The sequence below is a fragment of the Enterococcus raffinosus genome (genome assembly GCF_018917525.1).
Classification (GTDB): domain Bacteria; phylum Bacillota; class Bacilli; order Lactobacillales; family Enterococcaceae; genus Enterococcus_A; species Enterococcus_A raffinosus_A.
This window is the reverse complement of record NZ_JAHLOS010000009.1, coordinates 1-16,160: the sequence shown is the minus strand read 5'-3', so window position 1 is coordinate 16,160 and position 16,160 is coordinate 1. Positions and strand designations below refer to the sequence as shown.

Genomic DNA, 16,160 nt, shown 5'->3' with positions numbered 1-16,160 from the left:
AAGGTTGTGACAGAAGCTATTTCTGGAACACCGTTTATTCAGAAACAGGAGCTATGACAAGTCTTATGTCACGGCTCCTGTTTTTTTTGCAGGTTGAAAAATGATTTCCTACAAATAAAGCAGTTCAAGCTTTAAAAAATAATGTTGTCTTTGATCAGCTCGATATTTTTGATAAATATTTTATGGTCATGCATTTTGATCGCACCGCAGGTTTTTAATTGATGCATGATCCGGCTGACGCTGCTGGCAGCATTGATGCCGCAAAAATGAGCAATTTCTTCGTTGGTCACTACGAAGTCGATCAAGACTCCGTCCTGATATTCTATGCCAAATTTGTCATAAAGATCATAGATTTGGCTGCAGACAGCCCCAAACTTGCCATTCATTAACATTTGCTGGGTTCTCTTCATGGATTTCATCAGGCGTTCTCGGTAATAGTTTTTGACATAGATTTGGAGTTCGCGATTTTGATTGATGTCTTTCCAAAACTCAACGCGGTCGATCTGGTAGAGTTCGGCCTTTTCGGATTCTATTCGGATGTTGAAGGGAGCATCGATGAATTGAGAGTATTCGTCCTTTAACAATGACACTACTTCGAGATCATTGATGTATTCCAAATTGAATTCGCGGCCATCTCTGGAAACGACACTCGTCTTGATGACGCCACTTTTCAAAACGTACACATGATGGTCCTGAATTCCTTCGTAGAGCAGATACTTCTTGTACTCTTTACTAACGATCGGGAATTTTTTTTGTTCTAAGTAGTTTGTTAAAGCTGTATTATCCAATTTTCTTTGTTCCTTCCATGAATTGTTGAAATTTTCATTGCCATTTTATCACAAGTAGAGGTTTTGTTTGATTAAAAGGCTAGTAAAAAAAGATAATAACAAATGTTAATGTCCTTTTTTGCTAAAAAAAAATTACGTCTTTTTTTATTATGAAAGCTGATTTCCCGCTGTTTTTTCTATCCGTATAATCAATCAAGTAAGTCGAACAACCCAAAGCGTGATCAGAAAATTTGAAAGAAAGAGAAGTGTTTACTATGAAAAAATGGACAAGCGCAATGATCGAACGATTGGAATCAGCCTATAAGGTACGATTTGAAAAAGAGGCGGTATTGGTTTTCTTAAATGATGCGTACCAAAATGCGTTGATGTTAAGGAGAGATTATTCGTTTGAAAATGATGAAAGTCTGGATGCCTTTTTATCAGCTTTTGATTATACACGGGATTTATTTATCAGCCAGGCAGTGGATCGTTATCCATCAAACTATAATAAGGTCGCAGAAAAAATCTCAACCTTAAAGAAATTAAATGAGCGCATCGCATAATAATGAGAGTAGGTAATGAAAATTAAGGAAGAAAAGTTATTCAATAAAGGGTTTATCACCATCACGATTATCAATTTTGTGGTCTTTTTAGTCTATTACTGTTTTGTTGTGATCACGGCAAAATATGCAACACAAAGCTTAGGGTCAACCACCGCTCAAGCGGGTTTCGCTGTCGGTATTTATATTATCGGTACACTACTTGCACGACTGTATATCGGGAAGAAATTGGAATTATTCGGCCGACGAGCGGTTTTACGCTATGGGGCATTGTTTTACTTAATCACGACTGCTGCGTATTTGGTCAGCAGTAATATCTTTATTTTAGACGGCGTACGTTTTCTAAATGGGTTTGGGTACGGCACGGTTTCTACTGCGGCGAACGCGATCGTTACCGCGTATATTCCAGAGGCAAAATACGGGGAAGGGATCAACTATTATGGATTGAGTACCAGCTTAGCAGCAGCAATCGGTCCATTTATCGGGTTGCTGTTATTACCGATGGTTGGGTTTAAAGCGATCATCCTTCTTGCAGTGGTTCTCGCCTTTGTTACGATGCTGGCCTGCTTCAAATTCGAAGTAAGTAACATCGAATTAACAGATGAACATCGTGCGAAAATCAACACCTTTAGCTTAGAAAGCTTTATTGAATTGAAGGTTTTATTCATTGCAGGAATCGCCTTTTTGATCGGGATCGCCTATTCCAGTGTGCTAGGCTTTCTTTCCATTTATGCGGATCAGTTACATCTAGTTACGGCGGGGGCCTTCTTCTTTGTGGTTTACGCTTTAGTGGTTACTCTCACAAGACCGATGTCTGGAAAGATTTTTGATAAGCATGGAGAAAATTCTGTGATGTATCCAAGCTTTATTTGTTTGACGATCGGGTTGATTCTCTTAGCCTTCACTGGCAATGCTGTTGTCTTGTTAATTGCAGGAGCTTTTGTAGGTTTAGGCTACGGTACTTTTATGGCCAATGGTCAGGCCGTGACCTTGAAGTTGGTTGAAAAGGCTCGAATCGGTGTCGCATTATCGACGTATTTCATTGGTCTTGACTTAGGCTTAGGAGTAGGACCTTATTTATTAGGAGCCATTAAAGGAATTCTAGGATCTTATCAGCATATCTACATCTTCTGTGCGATCATTCCGTTGGTTGTAGCAGTTTTATACATGATCTTTTATCATCCGAATAAATCTGTGGATGCGTAAGCAATAGGATCAAGAAAAGGCTGTGCCAGTTTATATTGGCGCAGCCTTTTCTATCGGTTTGGTTAAACTCTATTCAGTTTTTCATGGATTGCTTCGGTTAAATCATAATTTTCGTTTAGCTTGGCGTAATAATCGGCTTGCTTTAACAGTTCGATTTTGTCGTTGATGTTTTCTTGGATAATTGCTTTTTCGAAAAACAGCTCTTCTAAGCCAGTAGTAACATTTACCTCTAATAGCGTTTGGATTCCCTCATCGCAAAGAGCATTGGCCTTTTTTTGGTTGCCGCGTTCGGCGTAGAAGCAAGCTGCCTGATAATATGATGGACCTAATTTTAATTGTGTATTCATTTTTTCCTCCAATTGTTCAGCGCGTTCAAAAAAGATACGTGCGCGCTTTTTTTCTTCGTTTACTTGATAACAGGTGGCTAATCCTTTAAGTACTAGCAGCTCATACCTTTTCTCATCGCGAAAAAAGGTATAGGCTCGTTGAAAGTAATGGACAGCTTTTTTTGTGTCACGCTTACCGAATAGATTTGCGTAAGCGCGAAAATACAATAGATGACCAACGATTCGTGCATTTTGATAAGAAATTTTCTTTCCATAGGTATTCAACAAAAACAAAACACTAGAGAATTCTTGACGTAGATGCAGACAACGAACAATATCCAACAAAGAGGTTTCCATTAAAAGAACTGTGTCAGGGAAAACTTGGTGGTACGGAATGTCCAGTTTCATACAGAGATCGAGAATGACTTCTAAAATGCCTGTGTTCTTGACTTCAATCAACTCTAAGTCAGCCGGAGAACAGATCGTACTGAAGGCTTCTCGCGCTATACCAGCCTTCTCGCGCTTTTGTCTGATGATATCTCCATTCACGTTCATGATTGACCTCCTACGAATAACGCTTTCATATTAATTCTAAAGCCTTTATTAGAAAACTGCAATAATAATATTCAAAAAAACCCTTTTTTTTAATTTATTTTACTATAAATTGAATTGAATGTTTATTTTATCTTTGTTATATCAGTTATTTAGATCGAGAAATCACTTTCTCAAATAATTGAATAATTGTAATAAAGAGAGCTGGAATTAAGAGTAGTTGAAACCAAAAGAGCTCTTGCGTTTCAAAGCAAATGTGATAAACTGTTAAAATACTATGAAAAGGAAGAGTGATTGTGATGAGAAAAATGAATGTTGCAATTGTCGGCGCTACTGGCGCAGTAGGAACACAAATGATTAAACTATTAGAAAATAGCACCTTGTCAATTGGCACTGTGAAATTTTTGGCTTCGAAGCGCTCCGCTGGGAAGCAACTTTCATTTAAAGGCGAAACTCAAACAATCGAGGAGCTGGTTCCTGATTCATTTGAAGGGATCGATTTGGCTTTATTTTCAGCAGGTGGAGGAATATCCGCTAAATTTGCCCCAGAGGCGGTCAAACGTGGAGCGGTTGTAGTAGATAATACGAGCCATTACCGAATGGACCCCGAAGTACCGTTAGTCGTACCTGAAGTTAATCCTGAGGCTCTACGGACGCATAAGGGGATCATTGCTAATCCTAACTGTTCAACGATTCAAATGATGGTGGCTTTAGAGCCGATCCGTCAGACTTATGGGTTAAAACGGGTGCTAGTTTCAACCTATCAGGCGGTATCCGGCGCTGGGAATCAGGCAATGGAAGAGTTGAGACAGCAAACGCAGGACTTTTTAGCTGAAAAGCCCGTAGATGAGTGGAAGGCAGATATTTTACCTTGCGGAGGAGATAAAAAGCATTATCCGTTGGCGTTTAATGCATTGCCGCAAATCGATGTGTTTACCGATGCTGGTTACACCAATGAAGAGTGGAAAATGATCAACGAAACGAAAAAGATCATGGAGGACGATTCGATTAAGGTCTCAGCAACCTGTGTACGTATTCCTGTTATGAGCGGACACTCGGAATCTGTTTATATTGAAACGGAGAAAACAGCGACAGTTGCTGAAATCCAAGAAGTTATTGCTAAAGCACCTGGTGCCGTATTAGAGGATGACCCAAGTCAGCAGATCTATCCGCAGGCCTTGAATTGTGTTGGCAAAAAAGAAACATTTGTCGGACGGATTCGCAAAGATCCGGATGAGGAAAAGGGTGTTCATCTGTGGGTTGTGTCAGATAATCTATTAAAGGGTGCAGCCTGGAATTCCTTGCAAATTGCGGAAACAATGTACGAAATGGGACTTTTAAAGTAAGTGAATAGTCAAATTTTCAGACCTGTGCCGTTTGGTGTCGCAGGTCTTTTTTTGACGTCAAAAGAAGGAATAAATTTTATGAGTCGATTTGAAGACAGATCAGCGACAATGGCAGAAATCAGGAGGAAGAACAGCTTAGCATGCCGTACGATGAATATCCTCACTTGCGATACGTGGAGCAGTATCACAAGTGAGGATATGTTTGGTTGAAAGTTTGTTTTTAGGTGAAGTTAACACAATCAGCGTGTTGGTAGATTTATTTAGAAAACGAAACGGCTTTTATTTATTTGCCAAACGTTCTTTCAAATTTATTTTTTCTCCATGCTTTCGAAGATCATAAAACTCACCAATAGCAGTGAAAAATAAATCGTTCGATGAGTTAACTGCCGTCTCAACAGAATCCTGAACGACACCAATAATGAAACCAACACCAACGACTTGCATCGCAATGTCATTAGAAATTCCAAAAAGGCTGCAGGCTAATGGAATTAATAATAATGATCCACCAGCAATTCCTGAAGCGCCACAAGCAGACAACGCAGATAATACACATAAAATTAACGTTAAGCTAAAAGGCACATCGATTCCTAAAGTATGGACAGCAGTTAGAGTCATGATAGAGATAGTAATTGCTGCTCCACCCATGTTGATGGTTGCACCTAATGGTAAAGAAATAGAATATGATTCCTTTGTTAACCCTATGCGTTTTGCCAGCATCATATTGATTGGAATATTTGCTGCAGAACTTCGAGTGAAAAAGGCTGGAATCGCACTTTCTTTTAAACAGAACCAAACGAGGGGATAGGGATTTTGTCGAATTAGTACAAAGGCTACTAAAGGGTAGACAATTAAATCGACGATCAGCATCGTTCCTACCAGCAGGAGCAGAAGACGCCCATATTGCATTAATCCAGCAAGGCCAGTTGAAGAAACTGAATCAAAGACCAAACCAGCAATACCCAGTGGTGCCATAGCAATAATTAACTGAACGACGCCTGTAATTGCTAGAGAAAACTCATCAATAACTTCCTTAACAGAATTTTTTCGTGTACGTAAGGCAAAACCAATTAGAGCAGACCAAAACAGGACGCCTAAATAATTTCCCTCAATCATTGCCTGCAATGGATTTTGAACAATATTATTCAAGATAGTGGTCAATACATCGATTAGCGCTTTTGGTGCTTCTTGAGAACCTGAAACCTCCTGCAACGAAATAGTTAGCGGAAAGATATAGCTGGCTAATACGGCAATTGTTGCGGCTAACAAGGTAGTAAATAGATACAAAGAAATAATTGGCTTAATATAGGTTTGTGTTGTTGATTGATGCTTTGATACAGAAGCCATGATTAATACAAATACTAATAGTGGTGCTATCGCTTTTAAGGCCCCAACAAATAGACTTCCTAAAATTGCGATGAAACTCCATTGAGGAAGAAATATTCCTAACAAGCCACCCAGAATAATACCTATAACAATTCGTTTGATTAACGAAAGCCGCTTAAAAAAATCTAACAAAACAAGAATCTCCTTTTCCTTTTTTAATTATTTTGGCATTATATAACAATTAAAGTTTAATAGAAATGTAGGGAGCCTGCAACCGTTTCTTTTGGTCTATTTCACGGAGGGCGTGATTGATAATTCCGAGAATGGCTTGAATGATTGAACATTTCAAGCCATTGCTTTTCAATTGTTGTTCAATGGATTGGGCAACCTTTTCATCTAATTCGTCTCTCATTGATTCAGCTTAACTCTCCCTATTTTAGGAAAAACATGTATAATAGCTAATGAGTATAGGCACAGACCGTACTGATTACGGGGTCTGAGTAAGCTGATATAATATAGATAAAGAAACTAGAGAGGTGGATATTTTGAGTACAATCAAAATAATTCCCTTCAGCGGAGTACGTGAAAATGGTAAAAACATGTATGCAGTTGAAGTGGATAATGATATTTTTGTCCTCGATTGCGGACTAAAGTATCCAGAAAATGAACTATTAGGAATTGATGTTGTGATTCCTGATTTTACCTATTTAATTGAAAATGCAGATCGCGTGGCAGGGGTCTTCTTGACCCATGGTCATGCAGATGCGATTGGGGCATTGCCTTATTTTGTATCTGAAGTGGCGGTGCCGGTCTTCGGAACTGAATTGACGATTGAATTAGCCAAATTGAATGTGAATCAAAATGAAGAAAGTAAAGGCTTCAAGGATTTCCATGTGATCGATGAGCATACCGAGATCGATTTTGGGACTGCGGTTATCAGTTTCTTCAGAACGACTCACACAATTCCAGATTCTGTCGGGATTAGTTTGAAAACAGACGAAGGCAGTATCGTTTATACTGGTGATTTTAAATTTGATCCAACGTCGATTCCGATGTATGCGACAGATTATCGTCGTTTAGCTGAAATTGGTTCGGAGGGTGTTTTAGCATTGATGAGTTCGTCATCGAATGCAGAAAATCCAATCCAAGTGGCTTCTGAACGGGAAATTGCCAGTGAAGTCTATGACACCATCAATGAATGGAACGGACGGATCATTGTGGCTTGTGTTGCCAGCAACCTGCAGCGGGTTCAACAAATTTTGAACGCGGCAGAAAAGGCCGGACGCAAAGTAGTGTTGACCGGACAAGATTTGGATCGCATCATTAAAACAGCGATGCGTTTGAATAAATTAGAAGTACCAGAAGATATTTTAGTCACAATCAAAGAAATGAAGAAGTATCAGCCAGAAGAGCTGATCATCTTAGAAACAGGCCGTATGGGAGAACCGATTAAGTCATTGCAAAAAATGGCGAATCGCTCACACCGCAACTTGAAAATTGAAGATGGCGATTTAGTCTATATCACGACGACGCCGACGATCGCGATGGAAACCACGGTTGCGAAGACAGAGGACATGATTTATCGTGCTGGCGGAATCGTAAAAAGCATCTCTGAAAACTTACGTGTTTCTGGTCATGCCAATCCTCGTGATTTGCAAATGATGATGAATTTCATGTCACCAAAATATTTTATTCCGGTTCAAGGGGAGTATCGTCAATTAGCTGCTCATGCGAGTTTGGCAAATGAAATGGGCATTCCCTTCAAGGATATTTTCATTACTGGTCGCGGCGATGTCTTAGAGTATAAGAATAAGCATATGAGCGCTGCTGGCAGCGTTCCAGCGGACAATATTATGATCGATGGAATCGGCGTTGGAGATATTGGCAATATCGTCTTACGCGATCGCAAAGTTTTATCTGATGATGGGATTTTTGTAGTTGTGGTAACGATTGATCGTAAACTGAAAAAAATCGTCTCTGCCCCACAGATTACGTCACGTGGCTTTGTCTATATCAAAGCAAGCCGTGATTTAATCAAGGAAAGTGCCGAAATCACCAGCGAGATCGTCGAAAAGCATTTGCATTCTGATGATTTTGAATGGAGTAAGTTAAAACAAGATATTCGCGATCATTTGAGCCGTCATTTGTTTGAACAAACAAAACGCCGTCCTGTGATCTTGCCGGTCATTATGGAAGCCAATCAACGTCGCGGACGCCGCAAATAGTCAAATTCGTAAATTCTCCAATCAATGAACGATTGGAGAATTTTTTTGATACTTACTACTCTGTTTTTTTGCCAAAAAGGAGTATGATTAAGGTAGCAGTAAATGTAGAGAGGGTTGGTCAGATGTTAGAAAAACCATTAAAGTGTCCAAATTGCGGCACACATTTCTTTGTTGATGAAGTATTGAATGTTCAGGAGCATCCGAAAGAAGCGATGCCGGTAGAGTGTCCTAATTGTCATCATATCTATGAAAAAAGGATCACTAACGGTTATTTCATGACTTTTGAAGATCGGGAACATGGAAAATATGAGGAAGCGGGAGAGTAATCTCTCGTTTTTATTTTGGGTTGATTTATTTTAAGTTAATCTATTAAAATAGCTATGGTTTCAGTCAATTCGTTCATAATTTTAGAGCTTTGGCTGATGTACGTAAAAGTTCATTTTATTCAGAAAAATGAATCGTAAGAGTGAAAGGAAGTCTTTTGATGAAAACGTATCAAGATGATCCAGTAGTTCAAAGGAATCGCTGGTGGATTTTAGTATCAGTGGCGATGTTTACCTTTATGTCCACATTGGATTCGAGCATTGTGAATATTGCATTGCCGACAATTTCAAAGGATCTGGTGGTTCCAATGAACAAAGCAGAATGGGTCGTATCAATCTATTTGATGGTTGTCTGTGCTTGTTTGCTGTTGTTCGGAAAAGTAGGAGACAGCTATGACAAGATCAAAGTGTATCGGATCGGTACGGTCATCTTCACATTAGGGTCCTTGCTATGCGGATTTAACCATTCGTTAGCGATGCTGCTGTTTGGTCGAGTGATTCAGGGGATTGGCGCCAGCATGACGATGGCCACCAACACGGGGATTACGACCGAAGTTTTTCCAATGAATGAACGGGGGAGAGCGTTAGGAGCAATCGGTGCGTTTGTTTCGTTAGGGTCTATTGCCGGTCCTGGGATCGGCGGGTTAATTTTAGCGCATTTTTCTTGGTCTTACATTTTCTGGATCAATGTGCCAGTTGGGATCTTGACGATCTTGATTGGAGAAAAATTTCTACCAAAAGATATCACAATGTCCAAAAAGAAAATCGACTGGCTGGGCTTTGTGACCTTTGCGGTGACTATAATGAGCTTTTTGGCGCGGTTTTCATCGGCCAAGAGGTTGGTTACATTCATTTACTACCGTTGATTTTATTGATCGTGGCGATTATTTTCTTCTTACTCTTTATCCAAGTAGAAAAACACAAGGAAAATCCTCTGCTTGTTTTTAACATCTTAAAAAATAAATTATTCACGATGAGTTTGATCACAGCATTGTTGATATTCTCAGCTAATTTTTTCGTAAACGTAGTCATGCCTTTTTATTTACAAAATGCGCGCGGTTTATCGGCCAGCTATGCCGGTTTATTAATGATGGTCTTTCCAATATTGATGGTCATCGGGTCTCCGCTTAGCGGCTATCTGACCGATCAAGTGGGTCCGCAAAAGTTGGTGTTGCTTGGTTTGACACTATTGTCTATCACTCAATTGATGTATGTCTTTATGAACCAGACGAGTCCAATTTGGTATTATATTTTAGCAACAGCAATTATGGGAATGGGAAATGCATTGTTCCAGTCACCGAACAATACGATCGTCATGAGCAGTGTTGCAAAGGAAAATCTTGGTGTGGCCGGCAGTATGAATTCCTTTGCTCGGAATTTGGGCATGGTTATCGGGATTGCGCTATCTACGACGATTCTTTACAGTGGCATGAGTGCCTCCTACGGTCAACGGGTAACGACTTATATCGATGATCGCCCTGATATTTTTATTTTCGGGATGAGTGTCACTTTCATGGCAGCGTTAGTGATCTGTGTCATTGCACTAGCAATCTCTCTTGGACGATTTAGAAAAAAGGCGGAAAATTAAACAGTTCATTCTATAAAGGAAGTCGATTGTTACTTTGATGGTAACGGTTGACTTCTTTTTTTTAGAGCACTCTGTTATACTGGTTTTGCTAAGCTGTACTAATATAATAGATAAATGTTATAGCAGGAGGAAATTATGGCGACAAAACACGATCTGATTTTAGAACATATTGAGAGTCTGCCGGTGGGAGAACGAATCTCTGTCCGCAGCATTGCTAAAAATTTGCGTGTCAGCGAAGGAACCGCCTATCGCGCTATCAAAGATGCTGAAAATATCGGTTTGGTTTCGACGATCCAACGTGTTGGGACGATCCGTATTGAACGAAAATTGAAAAAAAATATTGAACGCCTAACCTTTGGCGAAGTCGTTCGAATCATTGAAGGCGAAGTCTTAGGCGGTTCTAATGGTTTGGACAAGGATTTGAATAAGTTTGTTATTGGCGCAATGACAGAAGAGGCAATGCGTCGTTACATCACCCCAGGTTCATTGTTGATCATCGGAAATCGTGAGGGTGCTCAAAAGTTGGCGTTGCAGGATGGTGCCGCAGTCTTGATCACCGGCGGATTTGATACGACACCTGAGATCGCCAAACTTGCGGATGAGTTAGCCCTGCCAGTTTTAAGCACCACCTATGATTCTTTTACTGTCGCAACGATGATCAATCGGGCGCTGAGTGATCAACTGATCAAAAAGGATATCATGCAAGTTAGCGATATTTACATGCCACTTGAAAAGACGGTCTATTTACAAGCAGGAGATACGATCGCCAGCTATCATCGGTTGTCTGATAAAACCGGGCATTCGCGTTTTCCAGTAGTCAATAAAAGCATGCGGGTTTTAGGTGTTGTAACAGCCAAGGATGTTTTAGGAAAGGCTGAAAACCAAATGATTGATCGGATCATGACACGCGATCCGAATGTGGTGAAGCAAAGTATGAGTGTGGCTTCTGTCAGCCATCAAATGATTTGGGATGGACTTGAAATGATGCCGGTGGTGAAGGACGATCTTTCTTTAGTAGGGATGGTCAGCCGTCAGGATGTTATGAAGGCGATGCAGCTGGTTCAGCGCCAGCCGCAAATGTCAAACACGATTTCTGATCAAATCGTTGGGGATATCATTACAGTGGATACGGATCGAGAAGAGAATCAGTTAGAAAATCCCTATTTCAAATTTGAGGTTACACCTCAAATGGTGAACAGTGTGGGGACGATTTCTTTTGGCGTATTGAGTGAGATCGTAGCAAATGTCGCCCAACGAAGTATTTTGCTGGATCAGCGGCGCAACACCTTAATCGAGCAGATGAATCTGCACTATTTACGGCTGATTCAATTAGAAAGCGAAATTGAGATTCATTCAAAAACATTAGAACTAGGTCGACGTTCTGCGAAGGTCGATTTGGAGGTTTACATTGACAATGTGATTGTGGCTAAAGCAATCGTAGTCTGTCAAGTGATGGAACGTTCTTAGAAAGAGGAAATACATGACAATTACAGAAGAAATTTTACACATGATTAAACAATACGATCGGATTATCATCCATCGTCATATGCGACCTGATCCAGACGCCCTTGGTTCACAATGTGGTCTTGCAGAAATTTTACGAGCATCTTTTCCAGAGAAGGAGATCTATCAGGTGGGAGGACCAGTTGAAGGTTTGGCCTTTCTAGCTGAGATGGATGAGATTGCTGATGATTTATATAATGGCGCTTTGGTGATTGTAACAGACACGGCCAATGCTCCGCGGATCAGTGATGACCGATATAAGCTTGGTGATAAGCTAATCAAAATCGACCATCATCCAAATGATGATCCATATGGAGACCTGCTGTGGGTTAATACAAAAGCCAGCAGCTGTAGTGAGATTATTGCTGACCTGGCTTTTGCTGAAGATTTAGTAGTGACCGAGAATGCGGCGCGTTTGTTATATGGCGGAATCGTTGGAGATACGGGACGCTTTTTGTATCCGGCAACGACCTCTCATACGTTGCAGGTCGCGGCAAAATTATTGGATTACGGCTTTGATGCAACGAAATTGAATCGTGAAATTGATCAAATCTCATTAGATGTGGCAAAGCTGTCAGGCTATCTTTATCAAAATCTGCAAATCGATGAAAATGGTGCTGGTTATGTCTTTTTGGATCAAGCGATCCTAAATAAATATGGTATTAAGGATTCTGACACGGCGGCGCTTGTGCCGCTGCCAGGGACAATTGATGTTGTGTTGGCATGGGCAATCTTTGTGGAACAGCCAGAAGGCTATTATCGTGTTCGTCTTCGTTCGAAAGGCCCGGTCATTAACGAATTAGCTAAACGTTATCATGGCGGAGGCCATCCCTTAGCCAGCGGGGCAAACGCGAAGGATCAGGCGATGTGCCAAGACATCTATCGTGAGATCCAAATATTATGCAAAAATTACAATAAAGATCAATTTATTTGAAAAAAGTTTAGAAATAGGTGTTGACAAAATACACAATGGTCTATACAATTCATAGTGTTAACAAATACTGTTTCATGTGACTAGATCATACTAGGCATGGAAAGAAACGCAAGGAGCTTCCTTGTGCTTCTTTCCATGCCTTTTTATTTGGCCGATAAACTAGTCGAAACAAAAAAACTATTCTGCAGAATGAGGACGAGCAATGAAAATCAAAAAGATATTGAATCAAAATGCAGTGTTGGTAGATGATCATGGAGAAGAAAAAATTGCTATCGGTAAAGGACTGGGCTTTAACAAGCAACGAAATGATCTGCTATTTTCTCGGGACATTGAGCGATTATTCATTATGGAGCCCGAAGGTCAGCAGAAGCTGCAGACCTTATTAAATCAAATCGATGAAGCCTATTTCTTTGCGGCAGAAGCAATCATTGATCATGCTGAAACGGTTTTGATGGAAAAGCTAAATGAGCATATTTTTATCTCATTGACGGATCATATTGCCTTTGCGGCTCAAAATATCGCTAATGGTATCGTGGTTCGCAACAAATTATTGAGTGAAATTGAGATTCTTTACAGTGAGGAATTTGCGATTGCTCAATGGGCGGTGGATTACCTGAATCGCACACTGGAGATACCTTACGGCTATGATGAAGCCGGTTATATTGCCATTCATATCCATAGTGCGCGAACAGGAAAAAATAATAATCACGACAGCATTAGAGAAGTCACGATTATTTCCGATGTGATTCATTTGATCGAGGAAGAGCTGGAGATCAATATTCATTCTCGCGAAATGGCGTTGGATTACTCCCGTCTAGCGAATCATTTACGTTTGTTGCTGCAGCGTTATCAGAATCAGCGTTATGCCGTATTGGATCAGGATATTATTGAAATGGTCAGAAATAAGTATCCAGAGAGCTATCAGGTTGCAAAGAAGATTCGAGTCTTTTTGATGAAGGGGTATCAGTTAGCAATCACTACAGAAGAATTAGGTTACGTGGCTATTCATGTGGAACGATTGCGCAAATTAAAGGAACAAAAAGGAGAAGAATAATTTATGAAAGCATATATGCAGCGAATGGGTCGCTCATTGATGTTGCCAGTAGCGGTTTTACCAGCAGCGTCGATTTTAGTCGGAGTTGCCAATTGGATGATCGGAATGGGTGTCGACAACATCGCAACAACCTTTTTAATCAAGGGTGGTTTAGCAATTTTAGATAATTTAGCATTATTATTTTCAGTTGGTTTAGCGTTGGGGATGTCAAAAGACAAGGATGGTGCGGCAGCTTTAGCAGGTCTAGTGGCTTATCTTGTTCCTAAAACGGTTTTGAATCCAGAGTCTGTCCAAGCGCTATTAGGGATTAACAAGCTTGCAGATGTGAATCCAGCCTTTAACAGCATGGGGAACAACGTTTTTGTTGGGATTATTGCCGGGTTGGTGGCGGCTGAAATGTATAATCGCTTTAGCGGTGTAAAGCTTCCCATGGCCTTATCCTTCTTTAGCGGAAAACGTCTAGTACCAATCATGTCGGCGGTCGGCATGCTGGCCATCTCAGTGCTCTTATTATTTATCTGGCCGGTAGTCTACAACGTCTTAGTTAGTCTAGGTGAGGGGATTTCTGGCCTAGGATTTATCGGGGCAGGACTCTATGGACTGTTCAATCGATTGCTGATTCCGACGGGACTGCACCATGCATTAAACTCAGTATTCTGGTTTGATGTAGCAGGAATCAATGATATTGGGAACTTTTTAGCAGGTCAGCAAGCGATTAATGATGGTCTGGCTATTGTCGGTAAAACAGGGATGTACCAAGCGGGCTTCTTCCCAGTTATGATGTTTGGATTGCCAGCTGGTGCACTAGCGATTTATCAATGCGCGCGTCCTGAAAAGAAAAAGGTTACGGCTTCATTAATGATCGCGGCAGCATTCGCTTCTTTCTTTACAGGGGTTACTGAACCGCTTGAATTCTCATTTATGTTTGTGGCTTGGCCAGTGTATGTGTTACATGCTATTTTCACTGGTCTGTCTTTAGCGGTAAGTGCGTTCTTCCATTGGACGGCTGGATTTGCATTTAGTGCGGGCTTTGTGGATTATTTCTTATCCTTGAAAAACCCAGTAGCGAATCAACCGCTGATGTTAGTCTTGCAAGGCTTAGTTTTTGCGGCAATTTACTATTTTGGCTTTCGTTTTGCGATCACGAAATTCAATCTGATGACTCCAGGACGTGAAGAAGGTGACGGAGAAGAAACGCCAGATATCGATAGGATTGGCGATAACAAGCACGCAGTGATGGCACAAAAAATTTATGATGCATTAGGCGGTAACGCGAATGTACAAGCCATTGATAACTGTACGACGCGTTTGCGTTTGCAGCTTAAGGACACCGGTGCTGTCAATGAAAGTCAGATCAAAGCTACAGGCGTCCCTGGCGTGAAGGTAATTGATGGAAAAAATATTCAGGTCATTGTCGGAACCGAGGTTCAATTCGTAGCGGATGAGATGAATCGACTGCATGGCGGTGGCGGAGCTGCTCACACGGCGCCTGAACAAGCAATCGTGGAAGAAGAGGCTCCGAAAGCCCAAGCTATGTTTGCAGTAGCAACCGGTCAATTAGTACCAATTACTGAAGTTTCAGACGATGTTTTTTCTGAAAAAATGATGGGTGATGGTTACGCGGTACTTCCTACTTCTGGTGAGGTTTTCTCTCCTGTTGCAGGTACAGTTTCCAATGTTTTCCCTACCAAACATGCAGTAGGTATTACCACTGCTTCAGGAATTGAAGTACTCTTGCACATGGGGTTAGACACAGTGGATCTTGGCGGAAAACCATTTGAGCTATACATTCAAGCTGGCCAGCAGGTTGGTCGGGGTCAAATGATCGCTAAGATGAATTTAGATGCAGTTCGTAAAGCAGGTAAGAAAACAGATATCATTGTTGCATTTACGAATATGGATAAAGTGAAGAGTGTTGATCTATCAGAGGTGAAAGAAGTTCAAGCAAATGAGATTATTGGCGAATTAACAAGTATATAAAAAAGCGACCGTGTCGGATTCGACACGGTCTTTTTATCGTTATTTAAAAATAATAAAAAAGAAAATTTCTTAAGAAAGAAGTGATAAATAGATACTAAATACTCAATTGTTTTAGCCAAAATTAAAATTAAAGGTATTTCATTTTTCTATTTACAATTCTCTTTTCGTTGTTATATTATATGGTTGTTAAATGATGAAAGCGCTATAAGGGTGGAGGAATAGACAATGAATGTGGCAAAATTAGCAGAGAGACAGTTATTTCTAATGAAAGCTGAGAATTTGGAGAAACGAGTACGCGCGTATTATGCTCAAACGCAGGATGTGGATTCTTTGATTGAGTACGGCGTCGCGATCCTTGTGCGGAGCTTTTTCTGCATGGGTGTATTTGCGGAGTTGATCCAGGATTTGATTCAAGAAGTGTATTTATCAGCCGAACCAACCGCTGTCATGCGGCGATATTTGCCATATTTTGA

General features: G+C 40.6%; 14 protein-coding genes and 2 pseudogenes. 12 read left to right on the top strand and 4 right to left on the bottom strand.

Annotated elements, in window-relative coordinates; all coding sequences use genetic code 11:
* Positions 1–131 precede the first annotated feature (131 nt).
* Positions 132–788: a Crp/Fnr family transcriptional regulator gene (locus tag KQI58_RS07955; protein ID WP_216408030.1), complete on the bottom strand. Its 657-nt coding sequence runs from the start codon at positions 786–788 to the stop codon at positions 132–134.
* 254 nt (positions 789–1,042) lie between these two features.
* On the opposite strand from KQI58_RS07955, the gene KQI58_RS07950 reads away from it, so the two are divergent.
* Both KQI58_RS07950 and KQI58_RS07945 read left to right on the top strand, forming a co-directional pair.
* Positions 1,043–1,330 (top strand): hypothetical protein, encoded by a 288-nt coding sequence (locus KQI58_RS07950; protein ID WP_216408028.1) that lies wholly within the window; start codon positions 1,043–1,045, stop codon positions 1,328–1,330.
* A gap of 15 nt (positions 1,331–1,345) precedes the next feature.
* Positions 1,346–2,533, top strand: coding sequence for an MFS transporter (locus KQI58_RS07945; RefSeq protein ID WP_216408026.1), 1,188 nt, complete (start codon positions 1,346–1,348; stop codon positions 2,531–2,533).
* A 62-nt stretch (positions 2,534–2,595) separates the two neighbouring features.
* Here the strand turns inward: KQI58_RS07945 and KQI58_RS07940 are convergent, their stop codons facing one another.
* Entirely contained in the window at positions 2,596–3,414 is an 819-nt protein-coding gene (locus KQI58_RS07940; protein WP_216408024.1) for a hypothetical protein, read from the bottom strand.
* 296 nt (positions 3,415–3,710) lie between these two features.
* On the opposite strand from KQI58_RS07940, the gene KQI58_RS07935 reads away from it, so the two are divergent.
* Both KQI58_RS07935 and KQI58_RS22970 read left to right on the top strand, forming a co-directional pair.
* The gene (locus KQI58_RS07935) at positions 3,711–4,757 is read left to right on the top strand and encodes an aspartate-semialdehyde dehydrogenase (RefSeq protein ID WP_216408023.1); all 1,047 of its coding nucleotides are present in this window, start codon (positions 3,711–3,713) and stop codon (positions 4,755–4,757) included.
* Positions 4,758–4,835: 78 nt separating this feature from the next.
* Positions 4,836–4,967 (top strand): hypothetical protein, encoded by a 132-nt coding sequence (locus tag KQI58_RS22970; protein WP_301282191.1) that lies wholly within the window; start codon positions 4,836–4,838, stop codon positions 4,965–4,967.
* A gap of 69 nt (positions 4,968–5,036) precedes the next feature.
* On the opposite strand, the gene sstT is transcribed toward KQI58_RS22970, so the two are convergent.
* Positions 5,037–6,272 carry a serine/threonine transporter SstT gene (gene sstT / locus KQI58_RS07930; protein ID WP_216408021.1) on the bottom strand — a complete coding sequence of 412 codons (1,236 nt, stop codon included), beginning with the start codon at positions 6,270–6,272 and terminating at the stop codon, positions 5,037–5,039.
* A 49-nt stretch (positions 6,273–6,321) separates the two neighbouring features.
* A complete protein-coding gene (locus tag KQI58_RS07925; RefSeq protein ID WP_216408019.1) occupies positions 6,322–6,492 on the bottom strand; it encodes a hypothetical protein in 171 nt (56 codons plus the stop codon).
* A gap of 133 nt (positions 6,493–6,625) precedes the next feature.
* Here KQI58_RS07925 and KQI58_RS07920 point away from each other — a divergent pair, with 133 nt between their 5' ends.
* The 8 genes and pseudogenes from KQI58_RS07920 to KQI58_RS07885 form a co-directional block, all read left to right on the top strand.
* Positions 6,626–8,305, top strand: coding sequence for a ribonuclease J (locus KQI58_RS07920; protein WP_216408017.1), 1,680 nt, complete (start codon positions 6,626–6,628; stop codon positions 8,303–8,305).
* 83 nt (positions 8,306–8,388) lie between these two features.
* Positions 8,389–8,631, top strand: coding sequence for a hypothetical protein (locus tag KQI58_RS07915; RefSeq protein WP_253295837.1), 243 nt, complete (start codon positions 8,389–8,391; stop codon positions 8,629–8,631).
* 158 nt (positions 8,632–8,789) lie between these two features.
* Positions 8,790–10,216 (top strand): annotated as a pseudogene (locus KQI58_RS07910) (MFS transporter).
* Between the two features lie 135 nt (positions 10,217–10,351).
* Positions 10,352–11,683, top strand: coding sequence for a DRTGG domain-containing protein (locus KQI58_RS07905; RefSeq protein WP_216408015.1), 1,332 nt, complete (start codon positions 10,352–10,354; stop codon positions 11,681–11,683).
* A gap of 13 nt (positions 11,684–11,696) precedes the next feature.
* Entirely contained in the window at positions 11,697–12,653 is a 957-nt protein-coding gene (locus tag KQI58_RS07900; RefSeq protein ID WP_216408013.1) for a DHH family phosphoesterase, read from the top strand.
* A gap of 202 nt (positions 12,654–12,855) precedes the next feature.
* Positions 12,856–13,707 (top strand): PRD domain-containing protein, encoded by an 852-nt coding sequence (locus KQI58_RS07895; RefSeq protein WP_216408011.1) that lies wholly within the window; start codon positions 12,856–12,858, stop codon positions 13,705–13,707.
* Positions 13,708–13,710: 3 nt separating this feature from the next.
* Entirely contained in the window at positions 13,711–15,687 is a 1,977-nt protein-coding gene (gene nagE, locus KQI58_RS07890) for an N-acetylglucosamine-specific PTS transporter subunit IIBC (RefSeq protein ID WP_216407998.1), read from the top strand.
* Between the two features lie 225 nt (positions 15,688–15,912).
* Positions 15,913–16,160: pseudogene (locus KQI58_RS07885) on the top strand (hypothetical protein); the annotation flags it as partial.